General features: G+C 39.0%; 17 protein-coding genes and 1 tRNA gene. 12 read left to right on the top strand and 6 right to left on the bottom strand.

Annotation, left to right across the window (positions count from 1 at the left end; translation table 11 throughout):
* A partial coding sequence (locus U0839_RS00275) for a hypothetical protein (RefSeq protein WP_413549843.1) occupies window positions 1-776 on the top strand: 776 nt, incomplete at its 5' end.
* A gap of 78 nt (window positions 777-854) precedes the next feature.
* Here U0839_RS00275 and hemJ read toward each other — a convergent pair.
* From hemJ to hemE, 3 genes are read right to left on the bottom strand one after another with little or no spacing between them, the layout of a single operon-like run.
* Complete coding sequence (gene hemJ / locus U0839_RS00280; RefSeq protein ID WP_110439218.1) at window positions 855-1,304, bottom strand: protoporphyrinogen oxidase HemJ; 450 nt, start codon at window positions 1,302-1,304, stop codon at window positions 855-857.
* A 2-nt stretch (window positions 1,305-1,306) separates the two neighbouring features.
* The gene (locus U0839_RS00285; protein WP_155564749.1) at window positions 1,307-2,041 is read right to left on the bottom strand and encodes an HAD family hydrolase; all 735 of its coding nucleotides are present in this window, start codon (window positions 2,039-2,041) and stop codon (window positions 1,307-1,309) included.
* A 14-nt stretch (window positions 2,042-2,055) separates the two neighbouring features.
* Window positions 2,056-3,120: a uroporphyrinogen decarboxylase gene (gene hemE / locus U0839_RS00290; RefSeq protein WP_413549844.1), complete on the bottom strand. Its 1,065-nt coding sequence runs from the start codon at window positions 3,118-3,120 to the stop codon at window positions 2,056-2,058.
* A gap of 468 nt (window positions 3,121-3,588) precedes the next feature.
* Here hemE and U0839_RS00295 point away from each other — a divergent pair, with 468 nt between their 5' ends.
* Window positions 3,589-4,029 carry a carboxymuconolactone decarboxylase family protein gene (locus U0839_RS00295; RefSeq protein ID WP_110439215.1) on the top strand — a complete coding sequence of 147 codons (441 nt, stop codon included), beginning with the start codon at window positions 3,589-3,591 and terminating at the stop codon, window positions 4,027-4,029.
* A 217-nt stretch (window positions 4,030-4,246) separates the two neighbouring features.
* A tRNA-Ala gene (locus U0839_RS00300) sits at window positions 4,247-4,322 on the top strand.
* A 256-nt stretch (window positions 4,323-4,578) separates the two neighbouring features.
* On the opposite strand, the gene U0839_RS00305 is transcribed toward U0839_RS00300, so the two are convergent.
* The gene (locus tag U0839_RS00305) at window positions 4,579-9,108 is read right to left on the bottom strand and encodes a DEAD/DEAH box helicase (protein ID WP_413549845.1); all 4,530 of its coding nucleotides are present in this window, start codon (window positions 9,106-9,108) and stop codon (window positions 4,579-4,581) included.
* 280 nt (window positions 9,109-9,388) lie between these two features.
* Here U0839_RS00305 and dalD point away from each other — a divergent pair, with 280 nt between their 5' ends.
* The 8 genes from dalD to U0839_RS00345 all read left to right on the top strand — a co-directional run bounded on the left by dalD (window position 9,389) and on the right by U0839_RS00345 (window position 17,243).
* Window positions 9,389-10,765, top strand: coding sequence for a D-arabinitol 4-dehydrogenase (gene dalD / locus U0839_RS00310; protein ID WP_230882710.1), 1,377 nt, complete (start codon window positions 9,389-9,391; stop codon window positions 10,763-10,765).
* 99 nt (window positions 10,766-10,864) lie between these two features.
* Window positions 10,865-11,767 carry a glycosyltransferase family 2 protein gene (locus tag U0839_RS00315; RefSeq protein WP_155564745.1) on the top strand — a complete coding sequence of 301 codons (903 nt, stop codon included), beginning with the start codon at window positions 10,865-10,867 and terminating at the stop codon, window positions 11,765-11,767.
* A 142-nt stretch (window positions 11,768-11,909) separates the two neighbouring features.
* Window positions 11,910-12,803: a BadF/BadG/BcrA/BcrD ATPase family protein gene (locus U0839_RS00320; RefSeq protein WP_122124207.1), complete on the top strand. Its 894-nt coding sequence runs from the start codon at window positions 11,910-11,912 to the stop codon at window positions 12,801-12,803.
* Entirely contained in the window at window positions 12,803-13,591 is a 789-nt protein-coding gene (gene nagB / locus U0839_RS00325; RefSeq protein ID WP_413549848.1) for a glucosamine-6-phosphate deaminase, read from the top strand. The genes U0839_RS00320 and nagB overlap by 1 nt, the downstream gene beginning before the upstream one ends.
* Before the next feature lie 36 nt (window positions 13,592-13,627).
* Window positions 13,628-14,929: a sugar MFS transporter gene (locus U0839_RS00330; RefSeq protein WP_155566147.1), complete on the top strand. Its 1,302-nt coding sequence runs from the start codon at window positions 13,628-13,630 to the stop codon at window positions 14,927-14,929.
* 2 nt (window positions 14,930-14,931) lie between these two features.
* Window positions 14,932-16,047, top strand: a complete 1,116-nt coding sequence (gene nagA / locus U0839_RS00335) for an N-acetylglucosamine-6-phosphate deacetylase (RefSeq protein WP_413549850.1) — start codon at window positions 14,932-14,934, stop codon at window positions 16,045-16,047.
* A 159-nt stretch (window positions 16,048-16,206) separates the two neighbouring features.
* Window positions 16,207-16,476 (top strand): DUF333 domain-containing protein, encoded by a 270-nt coding sequence (locus tag U0839_RS00340; RefSeq protein ID WP_413549852.1) that lies wholly within the window; start codon window positions 16,207-16,209, stop codon window positions 16,474-16,476.
* 74 nt (window positions 16,477-16,550) lie between these two features.
* On the top strand, window positions 16,551-17,243 hold the full coding sequence (locus U0839_RS00345; RefSeq protein WP_413549853.1) for a pirin family protein: 693 nt from the start codon (window positions 16,551-16,553) through the stop codon (window positions 17,241-17,243).
* A gap of 49 nt (window positions 17,244-17,292) precedes the next feature.
* On the opposite strand, the gene U0839_RS00350 is transcribed toward U0839_RS00345, so the two are convergent.
* The gene (locus tag U0839_RS00350) at window positions 17,293-19,224 is read right to left on the bottom strand and encodes an alpha/beta hydrolase family protein (protein WP_413549854.1); all 1,932 of its coding nucleotides are present in this window, start codon (window positions 19,222-19,224) and stop codon (window positions 17,293-17,295) included.
* 168 nt (window positions 19,225-19,392) lie between these two features.
* Between U0839_RS00350 and U0839_RS00355 the strand changes: the two genes are divergently transcribed.
* Window positions 19,393-19,971: a DedA family protein gene (locus U0839_RS00355; RefSeq protein WP_155564739.1), complete on the top strand. Its 579-nt coding sequence runs from the start codon at window positions 19,393-19,395 to the stop codon at window positions 19,969-19,971.
* Here the strand turns inward: U0839_RS00355 and trmB are convergent.
* Window positions 19,966-20,718, bottom strand: a complete 753-nt coding sequence (gene trmB / locus U0839_RS00360; RefSeq protein ID WP_155564738.1) for a tRNA (guanine(46)-N(7))-methyltransferase TrmB — start codon at window positions 20,716-20,718, stop codon at window positions 19,966-19,968. The genes U0839_RS00355 and trmB overlap by 6 nt on opposite strands.
* Window positions 20,719-20,727: the final 9 nt, after the last annotated feature.

The raw sequence follows: 20,727 nt of genomic DNA on the forward strand, positions 1-20,727 counted from the left end.
TAAAAAAATTTTTATACATTTTTATATTTCTTATGATTATTTGCAATAGCTTCATTGCAAAAACCAATGCAAAGGATCCTTTTTTTATTCAAGAAGATCATTATGAAAACTGGTCGCTAACCAGAAATTACACTCGAACCTGGTTAACTTATACCGGACAGAATAATGATCTTGCAATAAGATTGCATCCTTACAGCTATTCATTAAGAATTTCCATTACCCTTAACAAATTACGGAGCAATCAACCCGTTATTGAACTAGATGTTGGTGATTTTACCTGTGAACTAAAGAAAGAGGAAACAGGCACTTACAAAACTGTCCTGGAACCTATTAGTACCGTTCAATTTATCAATAATCTGAAACAACAAAAAATATTCACATTAATTGTTGATGAACAAAAAAATTACACTATTCCCCTGAAGGGAATCAATAAGGCAATAAATGAAATGGAAAATTTCGCCAAAGATCATTACATTATTCTTCCCCCTCCATTTTCCTCAAAAATTGACGAATTCACGACAATGGATATACCCAATATCGTTCCTCCAGATCTATATCCCTTATTCAGACAACAGGCTGCACTGGCTAGAAAATGCAAAGAGGAAAAAAATGATAGGGAAACCTGCGAGAAAGAATATTCAACTGTTCTTGGTTTGCTAAAACAAAACAATATCTGTCAAAAAGAAAAAAATCAGTTCATGTTATCCTATAACAAATCCTCTCCAAAATCCTATCAATGGGTCAGTTGTAACGCTTCCCAGAAAGATAATGATTAAGGACTGATCCTGTATGAACAGCAATTGTTACAATTTATATTTGTAACAATTGCTGTAATTAAAAATATTTTTAAAATATTAAAAAGGCTGCACAATAACCATGATAACAATAATAATCATTAATATTGTAGGAATCTCATTCATCCAGCGATAAAATTTTTCAGAATGATGATTGTTATTTGCAGCAAATTGCCGACGCCAACGTGAACAAAACCCATGATATCCTGTTAAGATCAATAAAGCCACCAGCTTAACCACCCACCATTTTGCATGCCAATCAATGATCCCAGGAGTCAAGGCCAATAAAATTCCAAATAAAAAAGCCGCCATCATTGCAGGATTAATAATATAACGAAGCAATTTATACTCCATTATTTTAAATCTTTCATTTTCATCTGTTTCTTTGTTTACCTGACAATGATAGACAAATAACCGGGGCAAGTAAAACTGACCTGCCATCCAGGCAATAACTGAAATGACATGCAAAGCTTTTATCCACAGGACATAAGGCAATAGAGAGGACATCATTACTAATGTTCCCTGTTATGCTGAGATTGAACAATTTCCTTTATGATATCAGTAGCTTTCTGAAGAGAATCAACACGGATGACCCCTTTATAATTTGGTGCTGCTTTATTTAAATCCCTCAATAACATACAGGCCATCCCCGCATCATAGGCAGCTTTTAAACCTGTATCAGAATCCTCGATAACCAGACATTCATCAGGGTTAACCCCCTCTTTTTCAGCAGCATACAAATAAAGGTCAGGAAAAGGCTTTGAATTTCTAACCTCATAAGCAGAATGAATACGATCCTTGGGAAACCACTTCATCAATCCGGTTTTCTCAAATTTTGTTTTCATTTCCTCCTGTGAGGAATTCGAGCCGACACGATAAGGTATTTTCAAATCATGTAGGGTTTGCAGAATTGATTCAACGCCAGGAATTTTTTCCACATTGCCGAACATGCCCTCGACAACCTTTTTATGTGCTTCCTCAGCCCAGTTATCCGGTAAATTCCTTTTTGCATGCTTGGCTATCTTTTTTCCGATATCCACCATTTGCACTCCGGTAAATTCTTCACGGGCCTGTTTATCGGTTATGTTCCATCCGTATTGACGAGCTTCCTTTCCCATAATTTCTGCCACAATATGCTCACTTTCAACCAGAACACCATCGCAATCAAAAATAACCAGTTTTAAAGATCCATTAGTATGAACTGCCTGCGGTGCCTGTTGAATGACCTGTTTTATTCTATCGTCCATTCCCAATCTCCCAATTATTTCAAATTATGTACAGTGTTAACCAATTCTTCGACATGTTCAATAGGGGTTGCAGGTAATATTCCATGACCTAGGTTAAAAATATGCGGCCTGTTTTTCAATTCATGACATAAGCGATAAATTTCCTTCTGAAGCATGTTCCCGCCATATAACAGACACAAGGGATCAAGATTACCCTGGAATCCAACTGTGGGGGATACCTGACGGTTTAAAAAGGATATATCGTTATACTGATCCACTCCAACCGTATTTAAACCTGTCCGTTCAATATAGGTTAGCAGTTGTGCCCCGGCCAACCGCGGAAAACCGATAATCGGGACCAGAGGATAGACCTGTCTGATTCTGTCAATGATTTGTCGGGTGGGATCAATGACATAACGCTGAAACAGGGTTGAAGGGAGCAGACCCGCCCAACTGTCAAAAAGCATAATGGCTTCGGCACCGGCCCTTACTTGATGACAAAGATAGGTTGCTGTTGTTTCTGCAAGAAGATCAATGATCTTATCAAACAAGTCAGGATTTTGATAAATCATTTTAAACACAGTTGAAAAATCTTTCGAGGATTTACCTTCAACCATGTAACAGGCAACTGTAAAAGGCGATCCTGTAAATCCCATCAGGGTTACCGATCCAGGTGAGGCTTTTCCAATCGATTCACCATTATTAAGCAATTTATTAAGATTTTGCAGGGTGATCAGGACCGGTTCAATTTTTTCATCAATCTGTTCCGGATGGAGTTTTTTCAGATCCTCCTCCGAATGAATAGGGTGTAAAATGGGGCCTTTTCCTTCAACAAACTGTAATTTTTGTCCCATCGCCCATGGCAGGATTAAAATATCTGAAAAAAGGATGGCGGTGTCAAAAGCAAAACGTCTTATGGGTTGCAATGTTATTTCAGCGGCAAGATCAGGTGTCAGACAACGTGTAAGAAAATCTGCCTGTTCCCTTAATTTTCGAAATTCAGGTAAAAATCTTCCTGCCTGTCGCATCATCCATAAAGGGGGTGGCCATATTTTTTCCCCTTTCAGAACTTTCATCAATTTTTTTTCAGATTTTAACATTCATATTCTTTCTTTTTCGTCTTGATAAAACAGTATCAAAAATTTTTTTTTTTTTCATGTCCTTTAAAATAAAAAGAAAATTTAAATTTTTTGATGTTTGTTTATAAATCCTGTTAGTACTGTGGTACCCGTTATTTAAAAAATGTACCCCATTTTTCCAACAGAGTGTACAGTTTTTAACAGGTTGAATTCATTCAATAAATTTAGGTTATCCAGATATTGCTAAACCAAACCTGTGTACAACTCACTGAAAAATAAAAAAGGGTACAATCCCCGGTACTCAGTACCTGACTGTTTTTCTTGAAATTTAATCCCCATGTACCTCATTGTACCCCAATCATAAAATCAGATGAAAAATTGTCGGAATCGATTTGGAAAAACCGAGAATAAAATTCATTGTAAATACATCTTATAATAGATATTCTTTATTATGGGAAACCAAAATTTATTTTAGAAAGGGAATTTGAGATGGTAGAAAAACGACTGAATTATTTTAAGGCCGCTCCTGAAATGATGAAGGCCATGTGGAATTTGGAAGAGGCTTCAAAAAAGTCAATTCTTCCCGTTTCATTGAGGGAATTGGTAAAGATAAGGGCTTCCCAGATTAATGGCTGCGCTTTCTGTATTGATATGCATACCAGGGATGCCCTGGCTGCAGGCGAGGATTTGAAACGGATCTTGACCCTCAGTGCCTGGCGGGAGACATCCTATTTCAATGAACGGGAACAGGCAGCCTTATTATGGACGGAAACACTGACGCTTGTATCGGAAAAACATGCCCCTGATGAAATTTACAGTCAGGTCAGAAAACATTTTGATGATCAGGAAATTGTCGAGTTGACGGTTACCATTAATGTTATCAATGCCTGGAACCGTTTTGCGATAGCTTTTGCGACCAAACCTGAATAATTGATTGAAATCCGGGATGTTTGTTGTTGGTTCAATCAATAATTGCTGTTCGGATGATAGATATTTTCGGATTTTGTTTTGAATATCTTTCCTGAAGTGGAGATTTATCAAAGAAAGCCGGAATATTGTCTGAATTTTCCATCATTTGATAAAAATTAAAAGTTACCATTTTTAACTTGCCATCTACAGGTTTAACCGTTATATATTTTTTTCAAAAGGGGCCATAGCTCAGTTGGGAGAGCGTCTGAATGGCATTCAGAAGGTCAGGGGTTCGATTCCCCTTGGCTCCACCATTTAAATAGGTTGGATATTGCCAATTCCTGACAGATACCTTGTTTTTCCCAAAAAATACATATTTACCTATCATATTCTTGCCAGTTCATGACAGACTATGTGATAAAAAGTGGGTACAAAAATGGGTACAATATTTTGAATTATTAAATTCGCTTTCTTAATAGACAAGTTTCAACGATAATATTCTATCTTTATAACAATTGGTTTCGGAATGATATATGAGGATTGTTCCTTGAATATCATTTCTGTTGACTGTTACAGTTTCAGTTTAGGCAAGGCATTGACAATTTTACTTGTTGCCAGACTGACAGTGATGACACGAAGAAAGAGTTCAAGCGGATATTTCGGATCATGCATGGTTTCAATGGCCCAGTCGTTGGCATCATTGGTAATGGCCTGATCGGGATAGGCGGCCTGAAAATGTTTTAGGGCATCATTGGAGATGGCGTCTCGTCTTTTGGGTGTTTCCTTTTCCAACAAATCATTTTCACGGGGGGAAATGTCGTAGAGATATAGAGGAAAACACTGACCGTTGGCTTGTAATTGTACATCTGGAATAACATTACATATTATACAGCTGAATTTTTTTGTAACTCCCAAACCTGTAACACAAATAACTCGATTATCAGTCTGTGTAGTTGGAAAAATCTGTGGCATTTGACCAGTACGATGATTAAATATAGAGTCAAAATATAAATATTGTTTTGAAAAAGGGCGATATAAAGCATAATAAATATTTTTAATATTTAATGAATAAGTAATATTTTTTGTCACTTTTTGTAATAAGCTACTTGACCAACTAATTTTGGTTGAATCTTTAATAACAAAATCTTCAATTTTACTAAATTTTTCTGAGGCTTGATAACGTTTAACTTCATTATTAAAAGTATTAATTAATTGATTTATGTTTTTTTGTAATACAATTTTGGAAGCATTATAAGACCATGGATCACGAGCACTTTCTAATCCACGAGAATAGTTGTCAAATATACTTATAGTCTGCCTATCTTTTTTATCACCCATGGAGATATAGGTATTGAAATCTGGATCGCGCTGATTGATCCAGTCATTGAACCGGTCAGGAACAATATTGATCCAGCCATTGTGTCGGGTGATTCCATCGATATTGCCGAATTTCCGTATTGTTTCCAGTTTTTGCTGACGGGTGAGGTAATCGCCAATATCATGAAAATATATTTGTCCCCTCTGGTTTTGATTGGGGTTTTTAACCAGAATTGAAATGGCAATGGGGGCACGACTGCCTGAACCAAAAATTTGTCCTCCTTCTTTTCGTGCTGTTTCACTTGCAGTTCTTGTATTACCGCGTAAATGAAAAATATAAAGGCTGGTGAATTCTTCAGCCAGACATTTTCTCAAACCATCACCAGTGTTGCTGTCGATAAAGCTGGCATTGCTGACAAATCCGAGAACACCGCATTCCATGATTCGATCCGATGCCCAGCGGATGGCCCTTATGTAACTGTCATACAACGCGTTTTTATTGGTTGCCGTTGAATATTTGGCATAGGTTTCACGAATTTTTTCATCCAGGTCTGGATAGGAAAGATTTGCATTATTGTCATTGGCGGATTCCTGCCCAGCGGAATAGGGCGGATTGCTCATGATAACCTGAATGTCAAGCGCCTGCTGACGGGAAACCCGTTCATTGTTTTCCCTTAGCAGGATATCCTTTCCGATATCCTTTTGCCTGCCTTTCGCCATTTCGAACGTGTCGGTCAGACAGATTCCGGCAAAGGATGTATATCCCCCTTCTTTCTTTTCTGTTTTGCCAGTATCGTTTTGTTGCGTCATTATACTGTGATAGGTTGATTCAATATTGATCGTGGCAATATAATAGGCCAGCAGGACAATCTCATTGGCATGGATTTCACGTTTATATTTGTGGGGTAGTTTGTCCTTTGTGATAATGCCGCTTTGCAGCATCCTTGTGATGAAGGTTCCGGTACCTGCAAAGGGTTCAAGAATATGGACATTGGGTTCGGCGAGACTGCTTCCAAATTCGGTTTTCAGGACATGCTCGATGCTGTGGATGATGAAATCCACCACCTCAACCGGTGTGTAGACAATTCCCAACCTTTCGGTCATGCGGGGAAAGGCATTGCGAAAGAATTTGTCATATAGCTCGATGATGATGCGCTGTCTGCCCTGTGCGCTGTCAATGCCCGTGGCACGCATTTTTACGGATTCGTAAAAGGCCTGCAGGGTTGCACGTTCCCTGTCCAGTTTCTCCCTGTCCAGCTGTTCAAGGATTTTCTGCATTCCCTTTGAGATGGGATTGTGCTCGGTAAACCGGTAATGTCCGAACAGGGCGTCAAAGACAGGTTTTGTGACCATATGCTGGGCCAGCATTTCAATGATTTCATGATCATCGAGATTTGGGTTGATATCATTCCGCAACTCTTTGGCAAATTCGTTGAAAAGATGAATGGCCTGATGATTTTTCGGGTTGTCCAGAATGTGCTGGATGCGATCGATATGGGTTTGGGCAATTTTGGCGACATCATTTGCCCAGTCCTCCCAGTGATGCCGGTTTCCACATTTTTTAACGATTTTGGCATAGAGAGCCCGTTCAATTTCCCCAACCTCGAAGACCAGGTCTCCCTGCCGGTTCGATGAGGGTTGGGAAGCCTGGCCAATAATATGGCTTTTCCTCGCCCTTGCGGCTATTTCCTGAGATCTGGTTTGCTTTTGTCTTTTGGGGCCGATCTTGTCGGCAACAGCGATCACCTCTATTCTTGAGGGGGCCTTTCCATTGAATTCCAGCTTGTTGATGGTTGCGTCAAAACGGTCATCATGGGAACGGAGGGCATTTAGAACCTGCCATACAACACGATAGGTCTGATTGTCATCCAGTGCCTTTTCAGGCTCAATGCCTGCCGGTATGACAATGGGCAGTATGACATATCCCAATTTTTTCCCGGGTGCCTTGCGCATAACCCGGCCAACGGATTGAACCACGTCCACCTGGGATGAACGGGCTGTCAGGAAAAGAACGGCATCCAGTGCCGGAACATCTACCCCTTCGGACAGGCACCGGACATTTGACAGTATGCGACAGGTATTTTCTGGTATTTCGGATTTCAGCCATTCCAGTTTCGTTTCCTTTTCCCCCGCATTCATTCCCCCATCAATATGTTCTGCCTCGCAAGTCATGCTCAAGGCCCTGTCCGGAAATGCGTCAGGATTTTCTTTTGAACGTTCTTCGGTTTCGTGATGTTGATATTGTTCAACAACCTTGCCAAACATCTCGGCGATTAGTTTGGAACTGACTTTGTGTGTCCTGCCCTTATAGGTTGCCTCAATGACCTGGCAAAAGGCAACGGCGCGTTGCATGGGATCCGCCGAATTATCGGGATTTTCATACAGACCCTGTTTAGACAGGGCTTTCCAGCAACCAACGATTTTTGCCGCATCATCAACCTTCAAGGCATTATCCTGATCCTTCAGCAATTCTTGCAGGCGTCTGTTGATGTGGCTTTCCTCCACGGCCAGAACGATGACTTTGTAATCAACCAGCAAGTTCCGTGATACCGCCTGGGAAAATGTGATGACATATAAATCCTCACCATAGATAGCCGGATCATCCATTGAATAGACGACAATAGATTCATCCCTGGCCTTTTTCTTGCTGGCTTCGGCATAAATCCGGGGGGTTGCGGTCATGTATAAACGTTTTTTTCCAAGAATATATTCATTGTCATGAATTCTGACAAATGCGGATTCATCATCCCCCTCATAGGTTGCACCCGTCGTACGGTGCGCTTCATCACAGATGACCAGATCGAATGCCGGAATGGCGTTTTCACCCTGTTGCGCCTGGTTAAGAACCTCGATGGAATGATAGGTTGAAAAAATGACCGTCATGGCTTCGGGATTATTATCAAGGGCCACGTGAAACGCTTTTTTCAAACTTTCGGCATGGGTTGTTGCCGGATATTGCAAATCACTGATTCCCGCAATGACACGGTCATCCTCCCTGGCATGTTTCTTGCCTACATCACTGTCTGAACATACCGCGAAACTGTTTATTTCAATGGCACTCTCTTGCGTCCATTCTGTAAGGCTCTGACTGAGCAGGGAAAGGCTTGGAACCAGAAATAATACGGTTTTCCCCTTACCTGCCATGGTCTCGGCAATTTTTAGCGAGGTAAATGTTTTTCCTGTACCACATGCCATGATCAGTTTGCCGCGATCCGCGGTTTTCAGGCCGTGTTGCACGGCTTCCAGGGCGGACGCCTGATGATCAAGCAGCTTTTTCTTGGGTTTTAAAACCGGTTTTTCTTCATGCAAGTATTTTGACCAGTCAATAACACTCTGTTCCAAGTGATGCAGATCGATCTTGCTGACCGGGGGATTCTGGTTTTCCAGGGCATTTTCAGCATTTTCTGTCCATTTGTCAGTCGTGGATATGATATAGCGATAGGTAAAATATTTCTTGCCCGAAGCGGTAAAGAAGCTGTCTATGTCATTTTTGCTGATTGTCCTGTCCGGATCATAGTTTTTGCATTGAAAGGCATGAAGTTCATTATTCAAAGTGACCCCGACCAAATCAATACCCGTATCCTTTTTATCCGTGATGTTCAGGATCTTTCCATAACAGGACACCCAGTCAGAATAGGGTAAAATATCTTTGTATTTATTTTTATAAGCCGGTTCAGTTTTGAAATACTTGATCATCAGGTTTTCAAAACTGGTTCCCTTATCCCGTTCCGTTTGCGTTGCATGACGGAATTGTTCCAGTAAATTCTGTAATGCCGAGGTCATTTTAAATGATGAATACTAAAAAGAAATTAACAAATAATCAAAATTATTAAATTTTCTTACCTTTTTGAAATAACATTGTTGGTAAATATCGTTCCATTCCATCAAATTATTTTGATAAATCAATTAATTTATTAATAATCGGTCAATTGATTATGATTCGCATTGTCTAAAATATTTATTAATTATTTCAATTGGTTATATAATATGTTTTAATACAGAACATAATTTCATTCACAATGATCCTGCAATATTAGGTACAATCATCTCAAGGGGTTCAGTCATGACAAATATATGGATGCATATTGGTATTGGTTCTTTTCAGCGTGCCCATCAGGCATGGTATCTTCATCGTTTGTTACAGGAAAATACCAGGGAAAAATGGATTGTGGCGGCTGGGGGGATACGCAAGGATACGGCTCCGTTGTTGGACGCCCTGTCAAAACAGGATGGTCAGTATATATTGGAAACCGTCACCCCAAAAGGTGAACGAGATTATGAAAAAATCACATCTATTCAAAAAATCCTGCCCTATGATGATAAAATGCAAGGCCTTGTTGAACAGGGGATCAGGCCTGAAACAAAAATTATTGCTTTTACCGTTACAGAAGGTGGATATTACCTGGATACCAATCATCAGCTTGATAAGAGCAGCAGGGATATCCAGTCTGAACTCAAGGGTGAAATCTGCACGATTTATGGTGCCTTAAAGGCAATTCTAAAGGAAAGAATTAGAAAGGGTGGCCAACCTGTCACCCTGTTAAGTTGTGATAATTTACGTCACAATGGGGAACGTTTCAGAAACGGGTTTATCGAATTCCTGAAACTGTCTCGGGAAGACCAGTTGCTGGAATGGGTAAGGAAAAACACTTCCTCTCCAAATACTATGGTGGATCGTATCACCCCCCGTCCCTCAGCCGATTTACCGGAACGGGTATATGGGGCCACGCATTTCAGGGATGCCGCCCCCGTTATGGCAGAATCATTCATTCAATGGGTTATCGAGGATCATTTTATCGATGGTCGCCCCGAACTTGAGAAAGTCGGGGTTGAAATGGTAAAATCGGTTGATCCATGGGAAGAGGCAAAAATTCGTATCCTGAATTCAAGTCACAGTTGTGTCGCTTGGGCGGGAACCTTGGCAGGGCTCTCCTTTATTCATGAGGATGTGGCCAATGCTGAGATCAGGAAAATGGCATGGAATTATGTTACAGAGGACGTTATCCCTTGTCTGACACCAAGTCCCCTTGATTTGGCCAGATACAGGGATGTTGTATTGGATCGTTTTAGTAATCCGTATATAAAAGATACGAATCAACGCGTGGCTGCAGACAGTTTTTCCAAAATCCCGGGGTTTATTACACCCACCTTAACCGAATGTTACGATCGGGGTAAAACACCTGATGCAACTGCCGTTTTACCGGCATTATTTTTTGTTTTCCTGGAAAATTATGTAAAGGATCTAATTCCCTATCAATATCAAGATGGTATTATGGATCAGCAAGCTGTTCACGAAATGTTCAAGGCAGGGGACCCCGTTGCGGAATATGCGGGAGACAAAATGCTGTTCGGGAAATTGGCAGGCAAACCAGAATTTGTAAAATTATTACACAACAAAATTAATTATTTGAGAGGTTGGCAGAAAAAAGTTAATAATTAGTTATGAAACCCTTAACCAGCATTAAAGCCTGTTGAGTGTCAATTACACCAGAATTGAGGGTTATTTTAATGAATTTAATTTTGTGAAGTTGATAATTTTATGAAAATTGGTATTGCAATAACTACATTTAACCGGATTGAATATTTAATAGAACAAATACGCCTGATCCAAAAGTTTTCCTTGAATGAATATGAACTGATTGTATGTGACGATGGTTCAACAGATGAAACGGTTGATGTTTTAAACAGGGAAAAAATAAATTACATCACGGGAAAGAACAAGGGTATCGCCTGGAATAAAAACAGGGGGATTTACTACTTGGCCAACTATACGCAAGCCGATATGTTTATTTTACTGGATGATGATATTTTCCCAACGATGTATGGATGGGATGTGGAATGGGCAAAGGCAGCCCAAATTCATGGACATGTCACCTTTGTCGTTCCAGAATGGAAGGACAAATTGCTTTATGGTGATTGTAATGCGCAGAATCCGGGCATATCCCCACTAATTGCGGGTTCATGTATCACGGTCAGCAGGGAGGCTTTTCCCCTGGTCGGTTATATGGATAACCGTTTTGGGCGTTATGGACATGAACATACGGATTATTCAACAAGATATGTTAAATCTGGATTTGGGGGAATTATCAGGGAAGATAATTCCATCGTTTATGCGGTTATGGATAGTGGATTAAAATTGATGCCCATTCCCTCAACAGGTTCCCCAGAAGAAGCAAGAAATAATGAAAAAACGTTAAATGACCTAAAAGAGGAGCCGCTTTTCCGGTACCCCTGGTTTTCACGAAATCAAAAACAGGAATTCCTGAATGATTTAAAAGATAAAAGTCAAATAGTTCATTTAAAAGAATGGGACATTATTCGTGAATTTGATCAGGATTTTTATCTGGAAACCTATCCTGATGTGAAAGCGGCAGGTATTAACCCTGTTCAGCATTATATTCTTTATGGATGTAAAGAAAATCGAAAAATTAAACCAGAATAATGAAACGTATTTATTATCTTCTATTGGAATTTTAAAAGTTAATAATTAATTAATAAATGAGGTGCTTATAAAGTAAATAAATTTTTTTTATTTGTTAAATTTTTTATTTGCTTAATCGACGAATAATCTAGATTGGGTGACTATGAAAAAAAAACAAGATTTATTAATCAGTATTGATGGTGGAGCCACTAAATCCATCATACAAATTTTTACAGCTGATGGAAAATTTTTATTAGAAAATAAAGGGGGGCCAGCGAATATTGCGAGTAACACGCAAGAAAGCTGGTTTTCTATTAAAGAAACTCTGGATAACAGTTTAAAACAATTGGATATTACACCAGAGGATGTTAATTTATATGGAGGTGCTGGTCTGGCCGGTGCAGAGGTTCCTGTTGCCCGTGAAAATTTTAGGAAATTATGCACAGGTTTTGAAAAATTTATTTTTGAAACAGATGCTCATACATCATGTCTAGGTGCGCATAAAGGTAAAAATGGCGCGGTTATTGCCATTGGAACAGGGACAGTGGCCTATGCCATTTTCAATGATAAACATAAAAAATTAAGCGGCTGGGGTTTTCCGCAGGATGATCAGGGAGGTGGAGCCTGGCTGGGATTGCAATTGATATCTGACATGTTGCAACGTATAGAGGGACGTAAGCCGGAAACCGATTTAAGCAGAAAATTATATAACCATTTAAAGCGGCAGGGAGAGGATCCAATGTTGTGGGCAGTAAGAGCGCAACCACAAAAATTTGGTTCTTTGGTTCCATGGCTGATTGAGCAAGCGGAAACTGGATGTTCTGACGCAAGTTTATTCTTGGATAAAGCAGCGGAAATTATATCTGATTTGGCTTTGGCATTACTAAAAGACGAATATGCGGATCTTCCTCTGTGTTTATTAGGGGGACTGGCAAATATTTTCTTATCTCGATTATCTCCAAAAGTGCGTGAACATATTATTCCTGCTCAAGGTCAATCTTTAGATGGTGCCTATTATCTGGCGCTTCAAGCATATAAAAATAAGGAAGTACATTAATGGAAGTCATTATTCGCCCAGATGCAGAGAAAACAGCACAGTTGGCGGCAACTTTTATTGCCCAGAAAATCAAAGAAAAACAAAAGATTGTTTTAGGACTGGCAACGGGTCGAACCATGGAACGGATTTATGCAATTTTGGTCCAGATGCATAAAAATGAAGGGCTGGACTTTTCCGGATGTCATTCTTTCAATCTAGATGAATATATTGGTTTGTCCGCAGAAGACCCCAATTCTTATCGTAGCTATATGGATTATCATTTATTCAGGCATGTGAATATTGATTTGAAAAATACACATGTTCCAAACGGTATGGCACAGGATGTGCATTCTGAAGGTAAACGTTATGAAAAAGAAATTCGTAAAGTGGGCGGAATAGATCTTCAATTGTTAGGTATTGGTGAAACCGGTCATATTGGTTTTAATGAACCCTTGTCCGCGTTAATGTCACGAACCAGGGATAAAAGCTTAACCCCTCATACACGTCAACAAAATGCAGAAATGTTTGGAGGAGATCCGGAAAAGGTTCCCAGTCGTGCAATGACCATGGGTGTTGGTACGATTTTGGAAGCGCGGTCAATCCTATTGGTTGCCTTAGGAGAAAGCAAAGCATCAATTTTAGCAAAGGCAGTTGAGGGACCTATCACTTCGATGATTAGTGCGTCTGCACTACAACTTCATTCTGCATGTAGGATTCTGGTTGATGAAGCGGCAGCCTCTCAATTGTCAGGTCGCCAATATTATGATTGGGTTTTCCAAAACGAACCTGAATATGCCCAATATCGTTAAAAATAACAATTCAAGGCGTGGATAAAAGGAAAATATATGTCTAATCAGATATCGCCTAATGTTCCTCAGAATACGACAAAACCTCTTATTATTGTAGGTGTTCTTTTTTTTGTTATTGGATTTTTTACTTGGATTAATAGCCCTCTAATCCCTTTTGTAAAAGTTGCTTTTTCGCTTGATGATTTCAATGCTTTTTTTGTTTTATCTGCTTTTTACATATCCTTTTTTGTTTTTTCACTTCCCGCCTCATGGGTGTTAAAAAAGACAGGCATGAAAAATGGCTTGTGTATTGCATTGATTGTCATGGCAATAGGTGCATTAATTTTTGGTCAGTTTATAAAATCTCATTGGTATACTGGGGTTTTAATAGGTTTATTTATTATTGGGGTTGGATTGTCGTGTCTACAAACCGCTGTAAATCCTTATGTTAGTATTTTGGGGCCTATTGAAAAAGGTGCCCAAAGGCAGGCAATAATGGGTATTTGCAATAAGGGTGCTGGTATTCTTGCCCCTGTAATCTTTGGAATGTTTGTTACAAATATCAGTGGCATCCAGGAACGTATTGATGCCGCCAAATCCATTAGTGAGAAAACGCAAATTATATCTGTTTTTGCTGATAAAGTTTATTATCCATATATGGGAATGGCATTGATTTTGCTTTTGGTTGCTTTTGGAATTTATCGTTCGACTTTACCAGAAATCAACAATGAAGATGATGGACAGCAAAAAGGAAACAGTGGTGGAATTCCTACCTCTCCTCGTTTATGGTTTGGTGTTTTGTGTATCTTCACCTATGTAGGTATGGAAGTTTTGGCTGGAAGTGCCATCGGTACTTATGGATCAGATTTTCATATTTCTCTCGATATTACCAAGTTTTTTTCTTCTTTTACCCTTTCTGCAATGTTGGCTGGTTATTTTGCAGGAATTATTATTACCCCTAAAATTCTTTCTCAAGAAAGTTATCTGGTTGTATCCAATGTTTTAGGCATTATTTTTGCTATTGGTGCATGGTTGACCACCGGATATATTTCAATTACTTTTATCGCTCTATTGGGATTTGCCAATTCAATGATGTGGCCCGCTATTTTTCCAATTGCCATACGTGGTTTGGGTGAACGAACAGCTAGTGGTGCAGCTTTAATGGTAATGGGGATTTGTGGAGGTGCTGTTATTCCGCAAATTTACAGTTATTATACGAAATTTATTGATTTTCAAACGGTTTTTGCAAGTATAGCCATTATTTGTTACACGATTATGGGTTTATATGGCATTTATGGTTATTTTGACCTGAAAAGAAGCAAAGCATCTCGACCTGTCATTATTAATGAGGGTGCATAGGGATGACCAATTTACAAGGACGTATTGTATTACGTGATCGGGTTGTTACAGGTAATATATCTTTTGGTGAGATAATTTCTGATATAGAGGTTGAAAATTTATCCAATAAAGATCCACAATATTATATTCTGCCGGGTTTTATTGATGGTCATGTTCATGGTGGAGATGGCGCGGATACAATGGATGGTGCGGAGGCAATTGAAAGGCTTTCAAGATTTCATATGCATCATGGCACGACAACCATTCTACCAACAACCATAACACGGCCATGGAAAGAAATTCTTGATTCACTTCGGGCAGTTAAAGAGGTGCGACAAAAGGGATTGGCGGATCTTCCCGATATTCGAGGTGCCCATTTGGAAGGTCCTTTTATCAGTAGTAAAAAACTGGGTGCCCAGCCTCCATTTAATATCATGCCAAAGGCAGAAGTGCTTCAGGAAATGATAGATCTGGATATTGTCAGAGTCATTACCATTGCCCCTGAAGTTGAATATATTGAACAGGCTGTTCCTTTATTAACCAAGGCTGGAATTCGTGTCAGTTTGGGACATACGGCATGCAGCTATAGCCAAGCCCAACATGCTTTGCAAATAACTCATACACATCATGGTGTTGTGGGGGGAACCCATTTATTTAATGCAATGGGTGGGATTGAAGGACGCGCTCCAGGTCTTGCCGGGGCCATATTAGATGATGATAAGGCATACGCTGAGATGATTTTTGATACCCATCATGTTCATCCTGTCAATTTTCGATTGGCACATCGTCAAAAACCCGATCATTTGCTGTTTGTGACAGATGCGATGCGTGGAGCTGGAATGCCTGAGGGTGAAAGTGAATTGGGTGGACAGAAAGTGATCATTAAAAATGGTTGTGTGATGGGAATGAATGGACATCTTGCAGGAAGTGTCCTAACGCTTGATCAAGCCTTTCGTAACGCTTTGGTTCATGGGGCAACAATACCGGAAGCGACACGTTTGGTAAGTACAAATGCAGCCCAATATCAGGGATTGACTGATCGTGGTGAGATCGCACTTGGAAAAAGGGCAGATTTTGTTGTGATGAATGCCAATATGCAGGTTGAACAGGTTTGGATTGCAGGCAAAAGAAGAGTCTAGCTACAAATTGGGTTTAAATTCTGATATGGAGCCTAACCTTGTTTGAGGTTAGGTTTTTTTATTTGATATTTGATGAGAGAATGGAGGTAAATAATTTGTTCTGAAATTATCTGAAACATAGTATTATAAAACAGTAAATACATTCAAAAGGGGTAAAACTTGAATAAATATTTTGTTAATATTGGAATATTATTATCGGTTTTTACCCTGTCCAATTGCCAGGCGGCCAATAAAAGTAATCATAAAACCTCATTTCCCGCCCAAAAAATAGGGATGCCCAATCCCGCCTCTGTTTATTGTCTAAAGTTGAAGGGAAAGCTGATCAAAAAACAAAATAATCTTGGAGAATATAATGATTGTCTTTTACCTGGTGGACAGGTTATTGAGGAATGGACATTATTTCGCAGAGACCATTCCGTTAAGAATTAGGAAACCAATGGTATTTATGAAACATTCTTGATTAATATCGATTCCATTATCTTGAATATTTGAAAGTCTATAGAATGATTTATGTACGTAAGGCAAATGCAAGAGGGCATGCCAACCGTGGCTGGCTTGAAACCTATCACAGTTTTTCGTTTGCAAATTACTATGATCCGGATTTTATGGGGTTTTCAGATTTAAGGGTAATTAATGAAGATCGTGTACAGGTGGGTAAAGGGTTTGGTCAGCACCCACACAAGAATATGGAAATTCTTTCCTATGTATTGGAAGGAACCATTGAACATCAAGATAGTATGGGTTGTAGGGAACGGGTAAAAGCCGGCGAGTTTCAGATCATGAGTGCCGGTACCGGAATTCATCATTCAGAATATAATCCCTCTGATCAGGAAACGTTACATTTTTATCAGATATGGATTAAACCAAATGAAATAAATATTAAGCCACGGTATGAAACAAGATATTTTCCTGAGGTTGAGGGTAGGCAACTCATTTTATCATCAGACGCACGTGAAAATTCCCTAAAGATTTACCAAGACATGAATCTTTGGCGTTGGCGATTTAAGGCACAAGAAGATCATGAATATACAATTTTAAAAAGATACGGAAATGTATGGATTCAAGTTGTTACTGGTGAATTGAGAGTAAATGGACAATTGATTCAAACAAGTGATGGCGTTGCTGTTTTTGATGAGGAAAATATTCAGATCACAACAGTTAAAGCTGCTGAAATATTGCTTTTTGAATTATTGTAAATGTTTGTAACCCATTAAAACAAATCCAAAAAAGGATTTGCTTTTTTATCTAAGTGTGTAATGTTACCTTTTCAGAAATACTATCCGGTTTAAACCCAAGAATTTTACCGAAAAAAGCTAGCTCCAGCTCAAGAACCCTTTTTACGGTTGCCTCTTGTTTAAATCCATGTCCTTCTTCTTTAAATGTATAATATGCATGGGGAATATGGTTGTTTTTTAAAACTTTAATAATATTTTCTGCCTGTGATGGAGGGACCACCATATCTTTAAGGCCTTGAAAAAGAATAAGGGGACATGCAATTTGATGAATATGGGTCAAAGGGGAGCGTTCATGATAAAGCTCTTTTTCTTCTGGATAAGATCCGATAAGACCATTTAAATAGTTGGATTCAAATTTATGTGTTTCCTCGGCTAGGGCTGTTAAATCCCCCACACCATATAAACATGATCCTGCAGCAAAAATCTTGGACTTGACTAGGGCTGATAATACGGTAAAGCCTCCTGCGCTACTGCCTTTTATGACGATTTTTTTTGGGTCAACCTTTTGTTGCTTGATTAGATAGTTACAGGCATCAATACAATCCTGGACATCCAGGATTCCCCATTTTTTTTGTAATGCATTCCGGTAGGTTTTTCCAAAACCCGTAGATCCTCGATAATTAACATCAACAACCGCGAAACCTCGACTGGTCCAGAATTGTATCTTTGGATTGTAACTGTTAACAGTTTGACCTGTTGGTCCACCATGAGCAATGACCATCAAGGGAGGTAATTCATTTTTATTTGGTTGAAAATACCGATTGGTTGGTGGATAGAAAAAACCATAAGCATATTGATGGTCCTGTGTTGGGAAACATATAGTATGTCCAATGGAAATGTCTTCCTTGTGTATATGAACTAGACTTGATATTTGAATAACCTGTTTATTGTGATGATTATCCTGGTAAATGATTTCCGTTGGTCGGGAAGTTGAGCAGTTTATCCAGGCAAATTCATTATTTTTTATGGGAACAGGACAGTATTCAGGTTGATCTAGGGAAATTTTTTTGATTTTATTATGACTTATGACAAATGTTTCAGGAAATCCCTGATGAATAGCCTGGACAACAAAATTATTATTTGAAACCGGATACCAGTTTTTTTGGCCAAAAATCCAATGTGGTTTACCAATTTCGGCATTCATCTGGGTAATGGCTCTTAAGTTATCAGCTTCGTCAGTGTGCAAGTTTACATGGTAAAGATTCCACCAATTTTCACGGTCACTGCAAACATAGAGCTGATTATTTTCTGTCCAGCCTGGTTCAATCAGAGATTCAATTTGTTTATTACCAGCCAAGATCCTTTTATTTTTAATCGCTTTATCCTTAATATCAAAATCTGCACAACATAAATACGTTGATTCCCATGGCATGAAAGGATGATACCATTCAATCCAGGCGAGCTTCGCTTGATCCTTTGATAATGTTGGTGTGCTATAAAAATCAGCCTTTTCATCCAGTGTTATCATTATATTTGGATTATCCAATGAAAATAGAACAAGACTGTTTTTAACATTATTTGTTAAATGATCTTCACAAACACAGAAAACATGTTTATCAATCAAGTTAAAGCTGGCAAAACGCAAGGTTTTGTCCTGATACAGACAAGTAGCCTGCCGATCTTGTGAAACAGTCCAAATCCCACCTGTATAAAGATCGCTAAAAACAATACTGTTTTTATGAACGCTATAGGATCCTCCACCATATTCATGTACCTTATTTCCAACAGAAAATGATGGTGTGGTTATATCCTTTATACCCTTGTTTTTATTCCATTGGACAAGAACGGTTCTGTTTTGTTCCTGTGGACGTCTTTCAAGCCAATATATGTTTTCCTCATCTATTTGTAATTCGGAAAAAATAACGTTCTTTCCTGCAACAGTTTCCGTTGTGAAAGGGGAGGGCCAACTTCCACAAGGGCCATTTTTTTTGAACATATTCATAACAAACTCGATAAAAATTAAATCTTTCTTAATTGGTTAGAATCGGTCATAAAGATAGTAAGATTTTTAGAAATGAAACAATATGGATTTTAAACACTGTTAGATTATATTTTACAATTTGTTCATCATTATGAATCCCATGCCTATTATATTGTTGGTCTTATCATTATGTTGGAAAGTATGGGATTAATCCTACCAGCTGAAAGCTTGCTGATTACCATATCCATTTACTGTGCCTCTCATTACAGTAGCCTCAATATTAATTATATTGCCTTATCCGCGATTGTCGGTGCGATTATGGGGGATAATTTTGGATATCTTATTGGTCGTATTGTTGGATATCCAGTATTGAAAAAATATGGTCCTAAATTCAAATTGACCCCAGATCGTCTATTATTAGGACAATATTTGTTTAGGCATCATGGGGGTAAAGCTGTTTTTTTTGGACGTTTTGTTGCCATTTTAAGGTTTTTTACGGCTTTATTGGCAGGTGCAACACATATGCATTGGAAGGATTTTTTAATCTATAACGCTTTGGGGGGTATGTGTTGGGCAGGTGCCTTTACATATACCGCATATTTCCTGGGTCAGGAATTTCTTAGACTAAAAGGGACTATAGGCCTTGTTATAGGGATTATCTTTGTTGTAGTTGCTGTTCTGGTGTTTATATTTTTACGTAATAACGAACATAGGCTTGTCAAGCGTGCAGAACAGGAACTAAAAGTTGATAATAATAAAAAATCATGATTTTTCAAATATCCAGAAAATTGGTGATCTTCCAGCCTTGTAGGCTTTTTGTTCGTAACGGGTTGATGGCCAGTTTTCAGGACGTTTGTTCGTTTGCATGATTTTCTTGAAATAGGGTTGATTCTCCATGGTTTCTTCAACCCATGCCTGATAGGTTGGATCATCACTTGCAATATGCCATTGTCCTTTGAGAGTTAGAATACGATGAAGCAAAGGCAGACGTTCTGGATGGACAAACCGTCTTTTTGCATGTCTCGTTTTTGGCCAAGGGTCAGGAAAAAGCAGAAAAACCTTTTCAATTGAATTTTCCGGTAATGCACGGATCAAGATACGTGCATCTTCATTCCATATCCGAAGCATATTTGGAACAGTTGCTTCTGTTTCCTTAACATCTTCCTGAACAAGATTGGATAATAGGGAACAAATTCCGTTTTCAAATACCTCACATGCAATATAACCAATATCAGAATGTATTTGGTGCTGGGCAAGGCTGTGCTCACCTCCCCCAAACCCAATTTCCAGCCATAATGCCCTGGGCTGACTTTCAAAAGCCTCAAAGGGGTGTTTGATATTTCTGGTTGGGAATTTGATTCGGGGAAGATAGTCTGAAAGAAGCCGTTTTTGTCTGTCGCGTAAAGGATGACCACGACGACGCCCGTACAAACGGTCTTTGGGTAGGGATGAATCTGTTTTGGAAAAAGGCTCTTGAGCACTTTCTCCACAAGAACCTTTTTGAATTATGGTCATATACTTAAG

Source organism: Commensalibacter sp. A3DC (assembly GCF_047307945.1).
Classification (GTDB): domain Bacteria; phylum Pseudomonadota; class Alphaproteobacteria; order Acetobacterales; family Acetobacteraceae; genus Commensalibacter; species Commensalibacter melissae.